We start from the raw sequence: 18,305 nt of genomic DNA, 5'->3' as shown, positions 1-18,305 counted from the left end.
CATCCTCAACGCCATCATCCGGGACAAGAAACCATGGCAAAGCGCTTGACCCGAAACACAGTCGCTCCCCCGCTTCGCAGGAGAGGGGACGATGGAGGATGGGACCCCGTCCTCAACAGCGCTTCGGCCCGGCGCAACGTTCGTTTTGCAAAAGTCCCATCGCCTATCGTCCCCTCTCCTGCGAAGCGGGGGAGGGACAGGGAGGGGGGAGGCCCCTCGGCACGGCGCAGCCCACGGCCAACCCTCACGCCGTCCGGAACCGCACCCTTGCCGCCCGCTCGATCGCCGCGACGGTGAGCTTGTCGAGGTGGAACCGGTCTTCCATCATCTGCAGGAACACGAGTTCTTCCTGGTGCGCGGCGAGGTCGGCGGCGACCACGTCGACGGCGAGCGCATAGGCGGTCTCCTGCAGCTTGGCCGGGAGGGCCTCGGCGATGAGGTCGAGGATGCGGTCGAGCCCGTCGTCGTCCTCGGAGAGATGGCCGACGCAGGCGTCCGCGATCTGGCCGATGTCGCCGTCGAAGCCGGCAAACACCGGCAGGCGCTGCACGATCGAGCCGATTTTGGCGACCTCGACCTGCGCCACGGTGCGGTCAGAGGCGGAGGCGGTGACCATCGCGTAGATCAGGGCCTCGTGCAGGGAAATCATGATGGGCTGTGGCTCCAGGGGGGAAGGTCGTCCGGACCGGACTGGCCGCAACGTAGGAACGCGGGGCGGGCCGCGCAAGCCGCCGGGCCGCCGCGTTGCCTTCGCAGGGGACCCTCTCGCCCCGTTCCGGCGCGATTGACGCCGGGGCTCGCGGTTCATACTGTCCGCGCCTCTTTCCGGACCGCCCGGAAACGACGGATTTCTGTAGCCCGAGGACATCATGGCCGCCGCCGCCGACCCCGCCCGTTCCTTCGACCCCGCCCTCGTCGCGGCGGCCGGCCGCTCGCGCGCCTGGCCGTTCGAGGAGGCGGCGAAGATCGTGGCGCGGCTGGAGAAAACCGGCGGTACCGGCGAACCGGTGCTGTTCGAGACCGGCTACGGCCCCTCGGGCCTGCCGCACATCGGCACCTTCGGCGAGGTCGCCCGCACCACCATGGTGCGCCACGCCTTCCACGTGCTCACCGGCGGCAGCGTGCCGACGCGCCTGCTCTGCTTCTCCGACGACATGGACGGCATGCGCAAGGTGCCGGACAACGTGCCGAACCAGGACCTGCTGCGCGCCCATCTCGGCAAGCCGCTGACCAAGGTGCCCGATCCCTTCGGCACGCACGAGAGCTTCGGCCATCACAACAACGCCCGCCTGCGCGCCTTCCTCGACCACTTCGGCTTCGACTACGAGTTCGCCTCCGCGACCGACTACTACGCCCGCGGCCTGCTCGACGAGAAGCTCCTCGTGATGCTCGCCCGCTACGACGACGTGATGGCGATCATGCTGCCCACCTTGCGCGAGGAGCGGCGCAAGACCTATTCGCCGTTCCTGCCCGTGCATCCGCACACCGGCGTCGTCATGCAGGTGCCGGTGGACGCCCGCGACGTCGCCGCAGGGACGATTGCCTGGACCGATCCCGAGACCGGCGAGCGCTTCGAGACCCCGGTGACCGGCGGCCACGCCAAGGCGCAGTGGAAGCCCGACTGGGCGCTGCGCTGGGCGGCGCTGGGCGTCGCCTACGAGATGAGCGGCAAGGACCACATCGACAACGTCAAGACCTCGGGCAAGATCTGCCGCGTGCTCGGCGGCACGCCGCCGGAGGGCTTCAACTACGAGCTGTTCCTCGACGAGAACGGCGAGAAGATCTCGAAGTCGAAGGGCAACGGCCTCACCATCGACGACTGGCTCGCCTATGCCAGCCCCGAGAGCCTGTCGCTCTACATGTTCACCAAGCCGAAGACGGCTAAGCGCCTGTTCTTCGATGTGATCCCGAAGCACGTCGACGAGTATTTCACCTATCTCGGCGCCTATGACCGCCAGGACCTCGACGCGCAGATCGCCAACCCGGTCTGGCACATCCACTCCGGCACGCCGCCGAAGCTCGACCTGCCGGTGCCGTTCGCGATGCTGCTCAACCTCGTCTCGGCGAGCCACGCCCACGACCGCGCGACGCTCTGGGGTTACATCTCGCGCTATGCGCCGGGCGTGACGGCCGCGACGCATCCGAAGCTCGACGAACTCGCCGGCTACGCGATCCGCTACTACGACGACCGCGTCCGGCCGTTCAAGAGCTACCGGACGCCCGACGAGGTTGAGCGTGCCGCGCTCGCCGCCCTGCGCGACCGGCTCGCCGGCCTGCCCGCCGGCAGTGACGCCGAGACGATCCAGAACGCGGTGCTCGATGTCGCCCGCGCCATCCCGCGCTTCCAGGACCAGAAGAAGCTCGGCCCCGACGGCGGCCCCGGCGTCTCGGTGGAGTGGTTCGGCGCCCTCTACCAGATCCTGCTCGGCCAGGACCGCGGCCCCCGCTTCGGATCGTTCGTCGCGCTCTACGGCGTGCCGGAGACGGTGGCGATGATCGACAAGGCGCTGGCGGGGACGCTGGACTGAGGAGGCGAGGGCGGGTCGTCGTCCGGCTCACTCCGTGCTGCGGCGTCCCGCACTCTCCATCGTCCTCGCAAGCCTCTCCACCGTCATCCCCGCGAAAGCGGGGATCCAACTCTCCTCAAGGGTGGATGGCGTCGGGTGGCATAGCCTCGCCCACTCTCTGCTGTCGCCCTCGGCGAGAGTTGGATCCCCGCTTTCGCGGGGATGACGGCCGGGAGGGCGTGGAGGGCGTGGAGGGCGTGGAGGGCGTGGAGGGCGTGGAGGGCGTGGAGGGCGTGGAGGGGCGTGGACGACGTCGGCGTCATAACCTCGCCCACTCGCCGCTGTCGCCCCCGCGGATGGTTGGATCCCCGCTTTCGCGGGGATGACGGCCGAGAGGACAGTGGTCGACGTCGGGCGGCACGGCCTCGCCCACTCTCGACTATTGCCCCCGGCGAGAGCTGGATCCCCGCTTTCGCGGGGATGACGTCCGGGAGGGTGGGGTATCCCGAAGCCGGATTTCCGCCCGCCCGGCTTGAACACCGCGCCGTTTCGGCCTATAAGCCGCGCACTTCGGGTCGCCCGGCTCGGGCGGCGCTCACTCGCGTCCGCTCACGGGCATGCCGTGGCGACCTCGAATGCTCACCCGGACATCGGCCGGACGGAGACCCAAGGGCACCGGAAACGGTGACTTCCCGGTCTTCGCCCGATCCCGCAACGTCCGATGCGAACTGACTGCGCTCCGCCCGAACGGTGAACTCCCGCCGGGTAGATCAGGGCGCCCCTACGAGAGACTGAGCCAAATGCCCAAGATGAAGACCAAGTCCGGCGTCAAGAAGCGCTTCAAGCTGACCGCTTCCGGCAAGGTGAAGTCGGCCCAGGCCGGCAAGCGCCACGGCATGATCAAGCGGAGCGCCAAGTTCGTGCGCAACGCCCGCGGCACCACCGTCCTGTCGGATCAGGACGCCATCATCGTCAAGAAGTTCCTGCCGTACGGCTGATCCTTCGAACGACTGATCACAACGAACGGAACTTCAAGGAGATACTACGATGGCAAGAGTGAAGCGGGGCGTCACGTCCCACGCCAAGCACAAGAAGGTGCTGAAGGCAGCCAAGGGTTTCTACGGCCGCCGCAAGAACACGATCCGCACGGCCAAGGCCGCCGTCGATCGCTCGATGCAGTATGCGACGCGCGACCGCCGCGCCAAGAAGCGCACCTTCCGCGCCCTCTGGATCCAGCGCATCAACGCCGGCGTCCGGGAGGTCAGCGAGACGATGACCTACGCCCGATTTATCGACGGCCTGACCAAGGCCGGCGTCGATGTCGACCGCAAGGTGCTCTCGGATCTCGCGATCCACGAGCCCGCGGCCTTCAAGGCGCTGGTCGAGAAGGCCGAGAGCGCGCTCGTCTGATCGTCACGATCCTGCGGGTGCTGCTCGAAGGCCGGTGCCCGGCCTTTCGAGCGATTCGACGGGGCGGTGCACCAGCGGTGCGCCGCCCCGTTCGCGTTTGCGGAGCCGCGGATTTCGGCTTGCTGCTCCGCTTTTCCCCGCCCCCCGCCGGGCGGTGGCAATTCACCGGCGTTCCGGTTAAATGACCGCCCGCGCCGCACCGGCCTTCGAGACGAGTGGACGAACCCCGAGATGACCGACCTCAGCCGACAGGAAGCCGAGATCCTCGCCGCCGTGGCGGGCGCCGCCGACGAGGCGGGCCTCGAAGCCGTGCGCGTGGCCGCGCTCGGCAAGAAGGGCTCCGTCTCGGAACTGCTGAAGAGCCTCGGCGCCATGAGCCCCGACGAGCGCAAGACCGCCGGGCCGGCGATCAACGGCCTGAAGGACAAGGTCGGCGCCGCGATCGCCGCCCGGCGCGAGGCGCTGCAGGCCGAGGCGCTCGCCGCCCGCCTCGCCCGCGAGACGCTGGACGTGACGCTGCCCGTGCGGCCCGGTCCGCTGGAAGAGGGCCGCATCCACCCGATCAGCCAGGTCATCGACGAGATCACCGCGATCTTCGCCGACATGGGCTTCTCGGTGGCGGAAGGCCCGGACATCGAGACCGACTTCTACAATTTCACCGCACTGAACTTCCCCGCCGATCACCCGGCGCGCGAGATGCACGACACGTTCTTCTTCAATCCGAAGCCGGACGGCGAGCGGCTGCTGCTGCGCACCCACACCTCGCCGGTGCAGATCCGCACCATGATGTCGGTGCCGCCGCCGATCCGCGTCGTCTGCCCGGGCCGCACCTACCGCTGCGATTCCGACGCGACCCACACGCCGATGTTCCACCAGATCGAGGGGCTGGTGATCGACCGGTCGAGCCACTTCGGCCATCTGAAGTGGGTGCTGGAATCCTTCCTCAAGGCCTTCTTCGAGGTCGACGAGGTCAAGACCCGCTTCCGCCCGTCGTTCTTCCCCTTTACCGAGCCCTCGATGGAGGTCGACGTCGGCTGCGCCCGCTCGGGCTCGGAGATCCGCATCGGCGAGGGCGACGACTGGCTGGAAATCCTCGGCTGCGGCATGGTCCACCCCAACGTCATCCGCGCCTGCGGCCTCGACCCCGACGAGTTCCAGGGCTTCGCCTGGGGCATGGGCATCGACCGCATCGCGATGCTGAAATACGGCATGCCGGACCTGCGCGCCTTCTTCGACGCCGACGTCCGCTGGCTGAAGCACTACGGCTTCCGCCCGCTGGACCTGCCGACGCTGGTGGGGGGACTGTCGAGCTGAGGGAGGGGCGGGGTGGGGCACGGGCCGGCCGATGGCGCGAAGGCCGCTGCGAGGCGGCTGCGGACGGAGATGCCCGAGCCCGAGCGGCGACTTTGGCGGGCGCTGCGGGGTCATCGCTTTGCGGGCCTCTCCTTCCGGCGGCAGCAGCCGATCGGACCCTACATCGCCGACTTTGTCTGCTTCTCGGCGAAGCTCGTCATCGAGGCGGATGGAGATTCGCACGGGCATGAACCTCAGCGGCGCCACGACGCGGTGCGGGCGCGGTTCCTTGAAGCGGCCGGGTTTCGGGTCGTGCGGTTCTGGAACGCCGAGATCATGACCGGGCTCGATGGCGTGCTCGAACGACTGAGGGGTGAGCTGATCGCGGCCGGCGCAGTCGCCGCGGATGGTCCCCCCCTCCCTGTCCCTCCCCCTCGAGGGGGGAGGGGACGGCAGCCGCCTCTGGCGAAGACCGCGGCAACCAACGAGACGCTCTCCTCCTGCGTCCCCTCCCCCCTCGAGGGGGAGGGACAGGGAGGGGGGGACTATCCAGGTGGCAGGGACCAGACGCCCCGCACCAAACCCGACCGTGCCGCGCGTCACCCGCCGGCCAGCAACGGAACCGACCGATGAAGTTCACGCTCTCCTGGCTGAAAGACCACCTCGACACCGACGCCTCGCTCGCCGACGTCGTCGATGCGCTCACCATGGTCGGGCTCGAGGTCGAGGGCGTCGTCGATCCGGCGGAGCGGCTCGGGGCGTTCACGGTGGCGAAGGTGCTGACCGCCGAGCGGCATCCGAACGCCGACAAGCTGCAGGTGCTCACCGTCGACACCGGCGCGGGCGCGCCGATCCAGGTCGTCTGCGGTGCGCCCAACGCCCGCGCCGGCCTCGTCGGCGTCTTCGCACCCCCCGGCACCTATGTCCCCGGCATCGACACCACGCTCGCCGTCGGCGTCATCCGCGGCGTCGAGAGCCGCGGCATGATGTGCTCGGAGCGCGAGTTGGAACTCTCCGATTCGCACGATGGCATCATCGAGCTCAGCCCCGAGGCGGTGGTCGGCGCGCGTTACGTCGATCACGCCGGTCTCGGCGACGCGGTGATCGAGATCGCGATCACGCCGAACCGGCCCGACTGCCTCGGCGTGCGCGGCATCGCCCGCGATCTCGCGGCACGCGGCCTCGGCCGGCTGAAGGACGACACCATCAAGCCGGTGAGCGGCGCCTACGAGAGCCCGGTCGGCATCACGCTCGACTTCGAGCCGGGCCGCGAGAGCGCCTGTCCGGTGTTCGCCGGCCGCCTGGTGCGCGGTGTCACCAACGGGCCGAGCCCCGAGTGGCTGCAGCGCCGCCTGCGCGCCGTCGGCCTCCGCCCGATCTCCACCCTCGTCGACATCACCAACTACATCTCCTACGACCGCGGCCGGCCGCTGCACGTCTATGACGCGGCGAAACTCACCGGCCCGATCCGCGCCCGCATGGGCCGCGACGGCGAGAGCTTCGCCGCCCTCGACGGCAAGACCTACGCCGTCGATTCCGAAATGACGGTGATCGCCGACGATGCCGGCGTGCTCGGCCTCGGCGGCATCATGGGCGGCGAGGCCTCGGGCGTCACGGCTGCGACGCAGGACGTCGTCATCGAGAGCGCCTGGTTCGACCCGGACCGCACCGCCCGCACCGGCCGGCGCACCGGCATCAATTCCGACGCGCGCTACCGCTTCGAGCGCGGCGTCGATCCGGCTTTCGTGCTGGAGGGGCTGGAACTCGCCACCCACATGGTGCTCGAGCTGTGCGGCGGCGAGCCGTCGCGCACCACGGTGGCCGGCGTCGCGCCGATCGTCGACCGGGCGATCGACTTCCCGCTCGCCGAGGTGAAGCGCCTCTCGGGCCTCGACCTGCCGCCTGCGGAGATCGGCGCGATCCTGAAGATGCTCGGCTTCTGGGTGTCGGGCATGGGCGATACGGTCAAGGTGGCGGTGCCGAGCTGGCGTCCCGACGTGCACGGCAAGGCCGACCTCGTCGAGGAGGTGGTGCGCATCACCGGGCTCGATCGCGTCCGCACCACGCCGCTGCCGCGCGGCGACGGCGTCACGCCGCGCGTGCTGACGCCGCTGCAACTGCGCACCCGCCGCGTCAAGCGCGGCCTCGCCGCCCGCGGCATGGTCGAGGCGGTGACGTGGTCGTTCCTCTCGAAAGCCCAGGCCGAGCTCTTCGGCGGCGGCGCGCCGGCGCTCAGCCTCGCCAACCCGATTTCCTCGGAAATGAGCGACATGCGCCCGAGCCTGCTGCCGGGGCTGATCGCCGCCGCCGGCCGCAACGCCGACCGCGGCCAGCCCGACGTCGCCCTGTTCGAGGTCGGCCAGGTCTTCGCCGGCGACCGGCCGGAGGATCAGTCGATCGCCGCGACCGGCATCCGCCGCGGCACGGCGCAGAGCCTCGGCGCCGGCCGGCACTGGTCGGGCAACGCCGCCGCGGCCTCGCTCTACGACGCCAAGGCCGACGCGCTCGGCGCGCTCGAGGCGGCCGGCTTCGATACGTCGAAGGCGCAGGTCGTCAAGGGCGGACCGGCGTGGTTCCACCCGGGCCGGGTCGGCACCATCCAGCTCGGACCGAAGCTGGTGCTCGGCCACTTCGGCGAACTGCACCCGGCGGTGCTCGCCGCGCTCGACGTCGGCGGCCCGATCGCCGGCTTCGAGCTGCTGCTCGACCGCATCCCGGTGCCGAAGGCGAAGGCCGGCCGCACCCGGCCGCCGCTGCCCGCCGCCACGCTGCTGCCGGTGAAGCGCGACTTCGCCTTCGTGGTGCCGGAGGCGGTGGAAGCCGCCCAGATCCTGCGCGCGGCGCAGGGCGCGGCGAAGCAGGTCGTCGGCGGCGTCGAGGTGTTCGACGTCTACCGCGGCGAGCACCTGTCAGCGGGCTCGAAGTCGGTCGCGGTCGAGGTGACCCTGGTGCCGCAGGGCAAGACCTTCACCGACGAAGAGATCGAGAAGATCGGCGCCGCGATCGTCGCGGCCGTGGCGAAGGCGACGGGGGCGAGCCTCAGGGGGTAGGGGGCGGGACGCTTGCGCAATGGAATCCCTCCCCCTTGTGGGGAGGGTGGCCCCGCCGCAGGCGGGGTCGGGAGGGGTTGCGGCCTCGCCTCGATTCGCGGAGAGGCCGTTACCCCTCCCGGCTCGCTCCGCTTGCCACCCTCCCCACAAGGGGGAGGGATGTGAACTGCAGCCGCCGCCCCCTAAACCACCCGCCCCGGGTTCAAGATCCCCTTCGGGTCCAGCGCCCGCTTCAATGTGCGCATCAGCTCCATCTCCACCGGATCCTTCACGTCCGCGAGCAGCGCCCGCTTCAGGCGGCCGACGCCGTGCTCGGCGGCGACGGAGCCGTCGTAGCGGGCGACGATCGCGTGCACCACGGCGTTCATCGCGTCCCAGCCGGCGAGATAGGCCACCTTGTCGGCGCCGACCGGCTGGCTGACGTTGAAGTGGATGTTGCCGTCGCCCATGTGGCCGAACGGCACCGGGCGGCAGCCGGGCACCAGCGCCTCGACGGCGGCGATCGCCTCGTCGAGGAAGGCCGGCACTTCGGCGACCGGCACCGAGATGTCGTGCTTGATCGAGCCGCCCTCGTGCTTCTGCACCTCCGACATGCCGTGGCGCAGGCGCCAGAAGTCGGCGGCCTGCGCCTCGCTCTGGGCGAGCGCCGCGTCGGCCGCGACCTCCGCCTCCAGCGCGTCCGACAGGATCTCCTCCAGCATCGCCTGCGGATCGGCCTCCTGCCCGCCGGAGAGCTCGAGCAGCGCGTACCAGGCGTGCGGGTCCGCCAGCGGATCGCGGGCGCCGGGCAGGTGGCGCACGGTGAACTCCAGCCCGCGCCGCGGCAGCAGTTCGAAGCCGGTGAGGGCGGGGCCGGCCCGGCGCCGGGCGCGCTCCAGCAGCCCGAGCGCCGCCTGCGCCGAGTCGAGCCCGGCGAACGCGACTGCGGTGCGGGCGGGGCGCGCGACGAGCTTCAGCACCGCCGCGGTGACGATGCCGAGCGTGCCCTCGGCGCCGATGAAGAGCTGCTTCAGGTCGTAGCCGGCGTTGTCCTTCCGCAGCCGGCGCAGGCCGTTCCAGACCCGGCCGTCGGCGAGCACGACTTCCAGCCCCATGACGAGTTCGCGCATGTTGCCGTAGGCGAGCACCGCGGTACCGCCGGCGTTGGTGGCGATGTTGCCGCCGATGCGGCACGAGCCCTGCGAGGCGAGCGTCAGCGGAAACAGCCAGCCGGCCGCCTCCGCCGCATCGTGCACCGCCTGCAGCGTGACGCCAGCCTCCACCGTCATGGTGCCGCCCTCGGCATCGACGGTGCGCACCTTGTCGAGCCGCGTGAGCGACAGCAGCACCTCGCGGCCGCTGCAGTCCGGCGTCTGCCCGCCGACGAGGCCGGTGTTGCCGCTCTGCGGGATGATGGGCGTGCCGGTTTCGTGCGCGAGCTTGAGGATCGCCGCCACCTCGGCGACCGACCCCGGCCGCAGCACCACCGGCGTCACGCCGCGGTAGAGGTCGCGCCATTCCACCAGATAGGGCGCGATATCGGCCGGATCGGTCAGCGCATGGCGCGGCCCGACGAGGGCGGCAAAGCGCGCGACCAGATCACGGCTGACGGCATCGGACGGCAAGGCGGACATCGGCAACACCCTCGGACCACGAACGGGCCGCACTGTCGGCGAGGACGGGCGGAGGTGCAAGGGTCGGACGCGAGGGTCCGCAGCAGGCGTGGGTCCGGATGGTCGCGGGCGGAGGCCGGCGCGTGGGGCTTAACCCCTCTCCCTGTCCCTCCCCCACAAGGGGGGAGGGGACGCAGGAGGGGAGGGCTTTCGTCCGATCAGCGCCGCGCCGATGACGAGACTGACTTTAGGCCGGGGCGACGCCCCCATCGTCCCCTCCCCCCTTGTGGGGGCGGGACAGGGAGAGGGGTGAGGCCACGCCCAGAAGCCTCACGAAGGCTTCGCCGACGCGTTGGCCTGACGATCAATCCCCCAATCCCCAGCGTCCCCCTCGACTGCGAAGCGGGGAGGGACAGTGAGGGCAGGCCTGGCCTAGCAGCGCGGCACGCCACCCCACCCCCAACAAAAAAGCGGCGGGAAATCCCGCCGCCTCGTGTCGTCCGGTGCTGACCAAAAGCCCCTGCTCACTTCGGTGCGAGCAGCATCACCATCTGGCGGCCTTCGAGGCGCGGTTCGGCTTCGACCTTGGCGATCTCCAGGGTCTCTTCCTTCACCTTCATCAAGAGCTTGAAGCCGAGATCCTGGTGCGCCATTTCGCGGCCGCGGAAGCGCAGGGTGACCTTGACCTTGTCGCCTTCCTCGAAGAACCGTTCCATCGCCTTCATCTTCACCTCGTAGTCGTGGGTGTCGATGTTCGGGCGCATCTTGATCTCTTTGATCTCGACGATCTTCTGCTTCTTGCGAGCTTCAGCCGCCTTCTTCTGCGACTGGAACTTGTATTTGCCGAAGTCGAGAACCTTACAGACCGGCGGCGCCGAGTTGGGCGAGATTTCCACGAGGTCGAGGCCGGCCTCCGCCGCGCGGGCGAGCGCCTCCGTGATCGAAACCACGCCGATGTTCTCGCCGTCGTCTCCGATCAGCTGGACTTCGGGGACTCGGATCTCGCGGTTGATGCGCGGCCCCTCTTTGGTGGGCGGCGGTGCTCTGAACGGACGACGAATGTTGGCTTCTCCTCTTGACGACCTGTCGGCGGCTGTCCCCGGTCCGGGATCGACGACGCAAGCGCCGCATCGGTCCCGGGCGGGCGGCCCGGCTGTTGTTGCTTCTCGGTTGCCGCGGCACGACGGGGCCGGTGGCGGTGAACGTCCGGCCGCGACCTTGCGATCGACCGAGGAAATACGTTAAGCCCCCATACGCGCGTACGTGGAGGCCAGCCTCGATCAACGAACGACGACCGTCGGTTCGATGGCCGTTAAAGTCGGCGCTATCGCGCGGAAAGTCAAGGCCCGAGCGGCCTTCGGCGGGGGGTACGGCGACGGCGCGGGGCCGGCGCCAGGCGGAGGCGAGGGGCGATGAGCGAGGCGAACGGGGCAGGCGGCAGCCACGGCGCGGTGGCCGGCGAGACGCGGCACGACCTCGTCGTCGGCAGCGGGGCGGACGAGCGCCGGATCGCCGTGCGGGTCGGCGGGGGCCTTGGCCCGACCCTCCTTTGGCTCGGCGGCTTCCGCTCCGACATGACCGGCTCCAAGGCCGAGGCCCTCGCCGCCCATGCCGCGGCGCGCGGGCGCCGGGTCGTGCGCTTCGACTACTCCGGCCACGGCGTCTCCGGCGGCGCCTTCGCGAATGGCACGATCGGCCGCTGGCTGGAGGAGGCCGAGGCGGTGGTCGCCGCGCACGCGCCGGGACCGCTGGTGCTGGTCGGCTCGTCGATGGGCGGCTGGATCGCGCTGCTGCTCGCCCGCGCCCTCGCCGGCAGCAGAACGGCGGACCGGATCGTCGGCCTCGTGCTGGTCGCCCCGGCGCCCGACTTCACCGAAGCGCTGATGTGGCCGAATTTCACGCCCGAAATGCAGGCCGAGCTGATGCAGACGGGCGTCGTGCTGCGCCCGAGCGACTACGGCGCCCCCTATCCGATCACCCGCGCCCTGATCGAGGACGGCCGCCGCCACCTCGTGCTCGGCGGGCCGATCGACATCGCCGCGCCCGTGCGCATCCTGCAGGGCTGCGCCGACGCCGACGTGCCCTGGCGCCACGCGATGGCGCTCGCCGAGTGCCTGCCGTTCGGCGACGTCGTCGTCACGCTGGTGAAGGACGGCGACCACCGGCTGTCCCGCCCCGAGGATCTCGCCCGGCTGCTCGCCGCCGTCGACGAACTCGCCAGCTAGGCGCTGGAGCCCGATCTGCACCCTTTGCTGCACTGCCCGCGTTTGTCGAGATCCGCCGGCTTCCGGTCGCCGCCGCCGGCTGCTATAGGGGCCGAGGCGTTCCGGATCCGTGATGGCGCGGCGGTGAATGCGGTACGCTGTCGCAGGCGAGCGGCGGAACGGAGCGAGCGGGCATGAGCGAGATGCGGCTGGTGGTGGTCGGCGCCGCGGGGCGGATGGGACGGACGCTGATCCGCACCGTCGCCGAGGCGAACGGCGCGCGGCTCGTCGCGGCGGTCGAGCGCCCGGGCGCCGCGGCGATCGGCTCGGACGCCGGCCTGCTGGCCGGGATCGACGAACTCGGCGTGCCGGTCACCGACGACGCGCTCACCGCGTTTGCCAGCGCCGACGGCGTGCTCGACTTCACCACGCCCGCGGCGAGCGTGACCTTCTCCGAATTCGCGGCGCAGGCCCGCATCGTCCACGTCATCGGCACCACCGGCTGCGGCCCGGCCGACGAGGCGCGCTTCGACGCCGCCGCGCGCCATGCCGTGATGGTGAAGTCCGGCAACATGAGCCTCGGCGTCAACCTCATCGCCGGCCTCGCCCGCCGCGCCGCGGCGGCGCTCGGCGAGGAGTTCGACATCGAGATCGTCGAGATGCACCACCGCCACAAGGTCGATGCGCCGTCCGGCACCGCGCTCCTCCTCGGCGAGGCGGTCGCCGAGGGCCGCGGCGTCGACCTCGGCGCCGCCAGCGTCCGCGTCCGCGACGGCCACACCGGCCCGCGCGCCGTCGGCTCGATCGGTTTTGCCACGCTGCGCGGCGGCTCGGTGATCGGCGAGCACAGCGTGATCTTCGCCGGCGAGGGCGAGCGCGTCGAACTCGTCCACCGCGCCGAGGATCGCAGCATCTTCGCCCGCGGCGCGGTGAAGGCCGCGTTGTGGGGCTTCGGCCGCAACCCCGGCCGCTATTCCATGGCCGACGTGCTCGGCCTCACCTGACCGTTTCGCCCGTCCTGCCCGCCGCGCGTCTCCCCGCGGCCCTTCTTCCGGAGTTCCCGCGATGAACCGCATTCTCGTCCTCGTCCGCCACGGCCAGTCGGAGTGGAACCTCAAGAACCTGTTCACCGGCTGGAAGGATCCGGACCTCACCGAGAAGGGCGTCGCGGAGGCGGTCGCCGCCGGCGAAAAGCTGCGTGACCTGCGCATCCGCTTCGATGTCGCCTACACCTCGGTGCTGACCCGCGCGCAGCACACCTTGCGCCTGATCCTCGACGGCATCGGTCAGGCCGATCTCGAGACGATCCGCGACCAGGCGCTCAACGAGCGCGACTACGGCGAACTCACCGGCCTCAACAAGGACGACGCCCGCGCCCGCTTCGGCGAGGAGCAGGTGCACATCTGGCGCCGGTCCTTCGACGTCCCCCCGCCCGGCGGCGAGAGCCTGAAGGACACCGCGACGCGCGTGCTGCCCTATTTCGAAGCCGAGATCCTGCCGCGGGTGCTGAAGGGCGAGAACGTGCTCGTCGCCGCGCACGGCAACTCGTTGCGCGCCCTGATCATGGAACTCGAGGGCCTCAACGGCGAGGAAATCCTCGCCCGCGAACTCGATACCGGCATCCCGATCGTCTACCGCCTGTCGGAAGACGGCGAGATCGTCTCGAAGGACGTGCTGAAGGACTGAAAGCGCGCGCCGGCGACGCCCGCCGCGGCGTCACGGCGCAGGCCGTGATCCGGCGGAATTCCGGGGCTTGGCGCCGGCCGCAACTCGTGTGACACTTCTCTCCAAGGCGGAAGGGACGGACGCGCGCGCGACCAGCGGGCGCGTCGCTTATTCGCCGTTTCGCACCAGGGAGAGACGGCCATGTCAACCGAAGGTTGCTCGACGACGCGTGTGCGTGAACTCCGCGAATCCGAAATCCGCGAACGGGCCGGTGAACTCGCCGGCGTGCTGTTCGACGCCGTCTCCGGCGGCGTCCGCACCGCCTTCGCCGCCCCGCGCTGGCCGCTCGACGCGGTGCGCGGCGTGCTCGACCTCGCCGATGCGGTCGCCCGCGGCACCATCGTGCTGGTCGCCGAACACGACGGCGAGATCGTCGGCTCGGTGCAATTGCGCCCGGCCCGCTCCGAGGTCGCACCCCGCCGGATGGAACTCTCCACCCTCGTCGTGCATCACCGCGCCCGCCGCCGCGGCGTCGCCTCGGCGCTGACCGCCGCCGCCGAGGAGGCCGCCCGCGAGCGCGGCTGCCGCATCCTCAGCGTCGACACCGCCGCCGACGGCGAAGGCCGCCACGTCTACGACCGCCTCGGCTTCGCCCGGGTCCGGTTCGTGCCGGCGCTGGCGCTGGCGCAGGTCGGCGTCGACACGATCTCCTATCACAAGGTGCTGTGAGGGGACGGCTGGCGCGTACGGGCTTCGCGCGGGACCGCGTCCGACCGGCCGGCGTTCGAACGCCAGTCGCCGGTTTCAGCCTCTCCCCCGTCACCGCCGGGCTCGCCCCGGCGGGCGTCGGGTGCCAGCTGTCGTTCCCAGCCTCTCCCCGTCATCGCCGGGCCGGCGGCCGGCCGAGCGCGAACTGTCGTTTTCAGGGTCTCGTCGTCATCGCCGGGCTTGACCCGGCGGTCCTCCGGCGCCAGCTGTCGTTCCGAGCCTCTCCCCGTCATCGCCGGGCCGGCGGTCGGGCGAGTGCCAACTGTCGTTCTCAGCGTCTCCTCGTCATCGCCGGGCTTGACCCGGCGACCCACTCGCCGCACCGAAAATGGGGGCGTCGGGGTATTTACCACCGCAATTCAACGCGTTGGCTTGATGCCAGAGGCGCTGCGAGTGGGTTGCCGGGTCAAGCCCGGCAATGACGATCGAGGGGGATGCGGTGGCGGCGGGCTCCGCTTCGGCCGTCACCTCGCCCGACCAGTCGATGTCGGAACGCCAGTTGAAGCTCTCAGCCTCTCACGCAGTCATCGCCGGGCTCGACCCGGCGACCCACTCGCGGCGCCATATCCGAGGGCGGGCGAGGGATAGCAACGGAATTTCAGTACGGTAGGTCTTCCCCTGGCGGCAACGCTAGTGGGTTGCCGGGTCAAGCCCGGCAATGACGATCGGAGGGGTGTGGCGGCCGAGGCGGGTTCCGAGCTGCCGCCGCCACAACGCCTGACCGTCCTCGCCCGCCGCCATAACTCCTTACCGTGTTCCCGCCCGCCGTCCTACCGCTCCGCCGTCCTACCGCTCCGCTCTCCTCGCGCCGCCCTTGCGTCTATCCGCCCTTGCGACTCCCCGCCCCTGCGTCCTCGTACGACCATCCGCCCGGCGGTCCGGCGGACGTCGGCGCCAGCTGTCGTTCTCAGCCTCTCCCCGTCATCGCCGGGCTCGACCCGGCGACCCACTCGCCGCGCCGAAAACGGGGGCGTCAGAGGAATTACTCTGCAAATCAACGCATTGGCTCAATGCCAGAGGCGCGGCGAGTGGGTTGCCGGGTCGAGCCCGGCAACGACGATCGAGGGGGTGGTGGGCGAGGCGGGCTCCGCGTTGCCTATCACTGGTTCCGCCCCGTACGCCCTCTCACCCCGTCTCGCCGCCCGTGACCACGCCGGTCTCCCAACCCAGCATCGCGCGCTTGCGCGTCAGGCCCCAGTGGTAGCCGCAGAGGTCGCCGGTGCGGCCGAGGACGCGGTGGCAGGGGACGACGAAGGAGATCGGGTTTCGCCCGACCGCCGAGCCGACGGCGCGTGCCGCGCTGGGCTTGCCGATGTGGCGGGCGATGTCCGAATAGGTCGTCGCCTTGCCCATGGGGATCCGGAGCAGCGCTTCCCACACCCGCACCTCGAAGTCCGTGCCGATGAAGACGATGCGCAGCGGCTGCTCGCGCTGCCAGGCGGCGGGGCGGAAGATGCGGGCGGCATAGGGCGCCGTCGCGGCGAAGTCTTCAACGAACCGCGCCGCCGGCCAGCGCGCCGCCATGTCGGCGAAGGCCGAGGAATCCTCGCCGGGATCGGCGAAGGCGAGGCCCGCGAGGCCGCGCTCGGTGGTCATCAAAAGCACGGTGCCGAACGGCGAGGGGTGGAAGCCGTAGGAGATGGTGACGCCGGCGCCGCGGGCCTTGTAGGCGCCCGGCGACATCGCCTCGTGCGTCACGAACAGGTCGTGCAGCCGGCCCGGGCCGGACAGGCCGACCTCCAGCGCGCAGTCGAGCACGCTCGCCGACTGGTCGAGCAGCCGGCGCGCATGATCGAGCGTCAGCGCCTGCAGGAAGGCCTTGGGGCTCAGCCCCGCCCATCGCGTGAACACCTTGTGCAGCAGGGTGGGCGGCGTGCCGACCGCGGCGGCGATCCGCTCGAGGTCCGGCTGGCCCTGCCAGTTTTCGTTGAGATAGCGGATCGTCTCGCGAACGATGCGATAGTCCTCGGCCGCGACGGTGAGCTCGCCCGGCGGCGAGGCAATCTCGAAGCCGCGCGGCGCGTCGGCGGCGCCGGCCGCAAACAGGCTCGGCGGCGTCGGCAGGGTGAGGGCGTTGGCGGCGTCCATGGGCATCTCCTCGACTGTTGCGCCGAGAGTACCGCCGGCCGGCGCGGCGCCGCCACCCGATTTCCGACAGCCGCGATTTTTCGCGACCGTGGCGCGCAGCGGCCTGCAATCCGGTCGGTGCCGGACGGCCCCTGTCCGGGTCAGGCGCCCGCCGGCAGCGCGCCGCCGCTGCGCGCCCGGGCAAGCGCCCGGCCGAGCGCGACCGCGAAGGTCTCGCGGTCACCGGGGTTGAGGAAGGCGCCGATCTCCAGCCGCCGGCCGTGCGACAGCAGGGCGAGGCCGGTGACGCCCTCGTCCTCCTCGCGCTTCACTTCCAGGCGCACCCAGTAGGGATGCAGCCGGATCTCCTCGGTCTCGCCGCGCGCCCCGACCTTGCGGACAAGCAGGTCTTCGGCGCCGACGTGCACCTCCTCGAAGGCGCGCGCCGCGGCATAGTTGAGCCGGAAGGCGACGTAGATGATCAGGATGTCGAGGCCGAAGAAGCCGAACACCGGCCAGGCGCCGATCGTCAGGAACAGCCCGCCGACGCCAAGGCAGAGCGCGGCCACGGCGCACATCAGGATCCGGAAGCCCCGCGGCCCCAGCGATCGATGCGGCGTCAGCCGCGCCGAGAAGAAGGGCGCCGTCCAGGCGGCGCCGGCGGTGTCGCTCGTCATCGGCGCCCGTGCCCCGATTGTCGCCAGCAGGAAGACATGAGTATAGACGTCGCATGAAGCCCGCAAAGCCCCGCAACGCCGCCGCCGCCGGCGAATCTGCCGCTCCACCTTCAACCGTGCCGGCGGCCGGACCGGCGCCGGCCGCGACGCCGCCCGTCCGCCGCCGCCGCGCCGCGCCGCGCTACAGCCGCGCCGAGGTCGCCGCGATCTTCGAGCGCTTCCGGCAGGCCGAGCCGGAGCCGAAGGGCGAGCTCGAGCACGTCAACCCCTTCACGCTGCTCGTCGCCGTCGTGCTCTCGGCGCAGGCGACCGACGCCGGTGTCAACAAGGCGACCCGCGCCCTGTTCGCCGCCGCCGACACGCCGGAGAAGATGCTGGCGCTCGGCGAGGACCGCGTCCGCGACTTCATCAAGACGATCGGCCTCTTCCGCAACAAGGCGAAGAACGTCATCGCGCTGTCCGCGGCGCTGCTGCGCGACCACGGCGGCGAAGTGCCCGCCGACCGCGACGCGCTGGAGGCGCTGCCCGGCGTCGGCCGCAAGACGGCGAACGTCGTGCTCAACATGGCCTTCGGCCAGCCGACCTTCGCCGTCGACACCCACATCTTCCGCATCGGCAACCGCCTCGGCCTCGCCCCCGGCAAGACGCCGCTGGCGGTGGAGCTGGCGTTCACGAAAATTGTGCCGGCAGAATATATGCTGCATGCACATCATTGGCTGATATTGCACGGCCGCTATGTCTGCAAGGCGCGGCGGCCGGAGTGCGAAAGGTGCCTGATCGTCGACCTCTGCAAGAGCCCGGAGAAGCTGGTGGCAGGGTAGGTGGATGGTAAAGCCATTTTTGGCCATGGCTTTACCGTGTGGCCTCCCCCCTCCCTGTCCCTCCCCCGCTTCGCAGGAGAGGGGACGATGGGCGCGCGGACCTTCGCAAAACAAAGGTTACGCCGAACCGAAGAGCCGTTGAGAACGACGCTCTAACCTCCTGCGTCCCCTCTCCTGCGAAGCGGGGGAGCGACTGTGTTTCGGGTCAAGCGCTTTGCCATGGTTTCTTGTCCCGGATGATGGCGTTGAGG

At 70.7% G+C, this 18,305-nt stretch carries 16 protein-coding genes; 11 read left to right on the top strand and 5 right to left on the bottom strand.

The genetic code is table 11. The features are described from left to right. Nucleotides 1–244: 244 nt before the first annotated feature. The gene (locus tag I5731_RS00345; protein ID WP_197309362.1) at nucleotides 245–649 is read right to left on the bottom strand and encodes a tellurite resistance TerB family protein; all 405 of its coding nucleotides are present in this window, start codon (nucleotides 647–649) and stop codon (nucleotides 245–247) included. A gap of 220 nt (nucleotides 650–869) precedes the next feature. On the opposite strand from I5731_RS00345, the gene I5731_RS00340 reads away from it, so the two are divergent. The 6 genes from I5731_RS00340 (at nucleotide 870) to pheT (ending at nucleotide 8,260) form a co-directional block, all read left to right on the top strand. Continuing rightward, nucleotides 870–2,528, top strand: a complete 1,659-nt coding sequence (locus I5731_RS00340; RefSeq protein WP_197309361.1) for a lysine--tRNA ligase — start codon at nucleotides 870–872, stop codon at nucleotides 2,526–2,528. Nucleotides 2,529–3,307: 779 nt separating this feature from the next. Continuing rightward, on the top strand, nucleotides 3,308–3,505 hold the full coding sequence (rpmI, locus tag I5731_RS00335; RefSeq protein ID WP_197309360.1) for a 50S ribosomal protein L35: 198 nt from the start codon (nucleotides 3,308–3,310) through the stop codon (nucleotides 3,503–3,505). 49 nt (nucleotides 3,506–3,554) lie between these two features. Further along, the gene (gene rplT / locus I5731_RS00330; protein WP_197309359.1) at nucleotides 3,555–3,917 is read left to right on the top strand and encodes a 50S ribosomal protein L20; all 363 of its coding nucleotides are present in this window, start codon (nucleotides 3,555–3,557) and stop codon (nucleotides 3,915–3,917) included. A 231-nt stretch (nucleotides 3,918–4,148) separates the two neighbouring features. Further along, a complete protein-coding gene (pheS, locus tag I5731_RS00325) occupies nucleotides 4,149–5,231 on the top strand; it encodes a phenylalanine--tRNA ligase subunit alpha (RefSeq protein WP_197309358.1) in 1,083 nt (360 codons plus the stop codon). Nucleotides 5,232–5,300: 69 nt separating this feature from the next. Continuing rightward, nucleotides 5,301–5,843, top strand: a complete 543-nt coding sequence (locus I5731_RS20075) for an endonuclease domain-containing protein (protein WP_197309357.1) — start codon at nucleotides 5,301–5,303, stop codon at nucleotides 5,841–5,843. Beyond that, nucleotides 5,840–8,260 carry a phenylalanine--tRNA ligase subunit beta gene (pheT, locus tag I5731_RS00315; RefSeq protein WP_197309356.1) on the top strand — a complete coding sequence of 807 codons (2,421 nt, stop codon included), beginning with the start codon at nucleotides 5,840–5,842 and terminating at the stop codon, nucleotides 8,258–8,260. The genes I5731_RS20075 and pheT overlap by 4 nt, the downstream gene beginning before the upstream one ends. 182 nt (nucleotides 8,261–8,442) lie before the next feature. Here pheT and I5731_RS00310 read toward each other — a convergent pair whose 3' ends face one another. Beyond that, nucleotides 8,443–9,873 (bottom strand): FAD-binding oxidoreductase, encoded by a 1,431-nt coding sequence (locus I5731_RS00310; protein ID WP_197309355.1) that lies wholly within the window; start codon nucleotides 9,871–9,873, stop codon nucleotides 8,443–8,445. Between the two features lie 503 nt (nucleotides 9,874–10,376). Beyond that, nucleotides 10,377–10,913 (bottom strand): translation initiation factor IF-3, encoded by a 537-nt coding sequence (gene infC, locus I5731_RS00305; RefSeq protein WP_197309364.1) that lies wholly within the window; start codon nucleotides 10,911–10,913, stop codon nucleotides 10,377–10,379. 351 nt (nucleotides 10,914–11,264) lie between these two features. Between infC and I5731_RS00300 the strand changes: the two genes are divergently transcribed. The 4 genes from I5731_RS00300 to I5731_RS00285 all read left to right on the top strand — a co-directional run bounded on the left by I5731_RS00300 (nucleotide 11,265) and on the right by I5731_RS00285 (nucleotide 14,450). Then, nucleotides 11,265–12,077: an alpha/beta fold hydrolase gene (locus tag I5731_RS00300; RefSeq protein WP_197309354.1), complete on the top strand. Its 813-nt coding sequence runs from the start codon at nucleotides 11,265–11,267 to the stop codon at nucleotides 12,075–12,077. A 182-nt stretch (nucleotides 12,078–12,259) separates the two neighbouring features. Beyond that, nucleotides 12,260–13,060, top strand: coding sequence for a 4-hydroxy-tetrahydrodipicolinate reductase (dapB, locus tag I5731_RS00295; protein WP_197309363.1), 801 nt, complete (start codon nucleotides 12,260–12,262; stop codon nucleotides 13,058–13,060). A gap of 61 nt (nucleotides 13,061–13,121) precedes the next feature. Continuing rightward, nucleotides 13,122–13,742 carry a 2,3-bisphosphoglycerate-dependent phosphoglycerate mutase gene (locus I5731_RS00290; protein WP_197309353.1) on the top strand — a complete coding sequence of 207 codons (621 nt, stop codon included), beginning with the start codon at nucleotides 13,122–13,124 and terminating at the stop codon, nucleotides 13,740–13,742. Between the two features lie 180 nt (nucleotides 13,743–13,922). Then, on the top strand, nucleotides 13,923–14,450 hold the full coding sequence (locus tag I5731_RS00285) for a GNAT family N-acetyltransferase (protein WP_197309352.1): 528 nt from the start codon (nucleotides 13,923–13,925) through the stop codon (nucleotides 14,448–14,450). Between the two features lie 1,164 nt (nucleotides 14,451–15,614). Here I5731_RS00285 and I5731_RS00280 read toward each other — a convergent pair. Together I5731_RS00280 and I5731_RS00275 are read right to left on the bottom strand one after the other, a co-directional pair. Then, nucleotides 15,615–16,577 (bottom strand): methylated-DNA--[protein]-cysteine S-methyltransferase, encoded by a 963-nt coding sequence (locus I5731_RS00280; RefSeq protein ID WP_197309351.1) that lies wholly within the window; start codon nucleotides 16,575–16,577, stop codon nucleotides 15,615–15,617. Between the two features lie 140 nt (nucleotides 16,578–16,717). Beyond that, nucleotides 16,718–17,233: a DUF2244 domain-containing protein gene (locus tag I5731_RS00275; protein ID WP_197309350.1), complete on the bottom strand. Its 516-nt coding sequence runs from the start codon at nucleotides 17,231–17,233 to the stop codon at nucleotides 16,718–16,720. Between the two features lie 53 nt (nucleotides 17,234–17,286). Between I5731_RS00275 and nth the strand changes: the two genes are divergently transcribed. Next, entirely contained in the window at nucleotides 17,287–18,054 is a 768-nt protein-coding gene (nth, locus tag I5731_RS00270) for an endonuclease III (RefSeq protein WP_197309349.1), read from the top strand. Nucleotides 18,055–18,305: the final 251 nt, after the last annotated feature.

The organism is Methylobrevis albus, assembly GCF_015904235.1.
GTDB classification, from domain to species: domain Bacteria; phylum Pseudomonadota; class Alphaproteobacteria; order Rhizobiales; family Pleomorphomonadaceae; genus Methylobrevis_A; species Methylobrevis_A albus.
This window is presented reverse-complemented; position numbering and strand designations above follow the sequence as displayed.

Coding starts and splice junctions, on each gene's coding strand:
- nth (WP_197309349.1), top strand. CDS start 17,287: ATGAAGCCCGCAAAGCCCCGCAACGCCGCCGCCGCCGGCGAATCTGCC.
- I5731_RS00310 (WP_197309355.1), bottom strand. CDS start 9,873: ATGTCCGCCTTGCCGTCCGATGCCGTCAGCCGTGATCTGGTCGCGCGC.
- I5731_RS00280 (WP_197309351.1), bottom strand. CDS start 16,577: ATGGACGCCGCCAACGCCCTCACCCTGCCGACGCCGCCGAGCCTGTTT.
- dapB (WP_197309363.1), top strand. CDS start 12,260: ATGCGGCTGGTGGTGGTCGGCGCCGCGGGGCGGATGGGACGGACGCTG.
- I5731_RS00340 (WP_197309361.1), top strand. CDS start 870: ATGGCCGCCGCCGCCGACCCCGCCCGTTCCTTCGACCCCGCCCTCGTC.
- rplT (WP_197309359.1), top strand. CDS start 3,555: ATGGCAAGAGTGAAGCGGGGCGTCACGTCCCACGCCAAGCACAAGAAG.
- pheT (WP_197309356.1), top strand. CDS start 5,840: ATGAAGTTCACGCTCTCCTGGCTGAAAGACCACCTCGACACCGACGCC.
- I5731_RS00345 (WP_197309362.1), bottom strand. CDS start 649: ATGATTTCCCTGCACGAGGCCCTGATCTACGCGATGGTCACCGCCTCC.
- I5731_RS00290 (WP_197309353.1), top strand. CDS start 13,122: ATGAACCGCATTCTCGTCCTCGTCCGCCACGGCCAGTCGGAGTGGAAC.
- pheS (WP_197309358.1), top strand. CDS start 4,149: ATGACCGACCTCAGCCGACAGGAAGCCGAGATCCTCGCCGCCGTGGCG.
- I5731_RS00285 (WP_197309352.1), top strand. CDS start 13,923: ATGTCAACCGAAGGTTGCTCGACGACGCGTGTGCGTGAACTCCGCGAA.
- I5731_RS00300 (WP_197309354.1), top strand. CDS start 11,265: ATGAGCGAGGCGAACGGGGCAGGCGGCAGCCACGGCGCGGTGGCCGGC.
- rpmI (WP_197309360.1), top strand. CDS start 3,308: ATGCCCAAGATGAAGACCAAGTCCGGCGTCAAGAAGCGCTTCAAGCTG.
- I5731_RS00275 (WP_197309350.1), bottom strand. CDS start 17,233: ATGACGAGCGACACCGCCGGCGCCGCCTGGACGGCGCCCTTCTTCTCG.
- I5731_RS20075 (WP_197309357.1), top strand. CDS start 5,301: ATGCCCGAGCCCGAGCGGCGACTTTGGCGGGCGCTGCGGGGTCATCGC.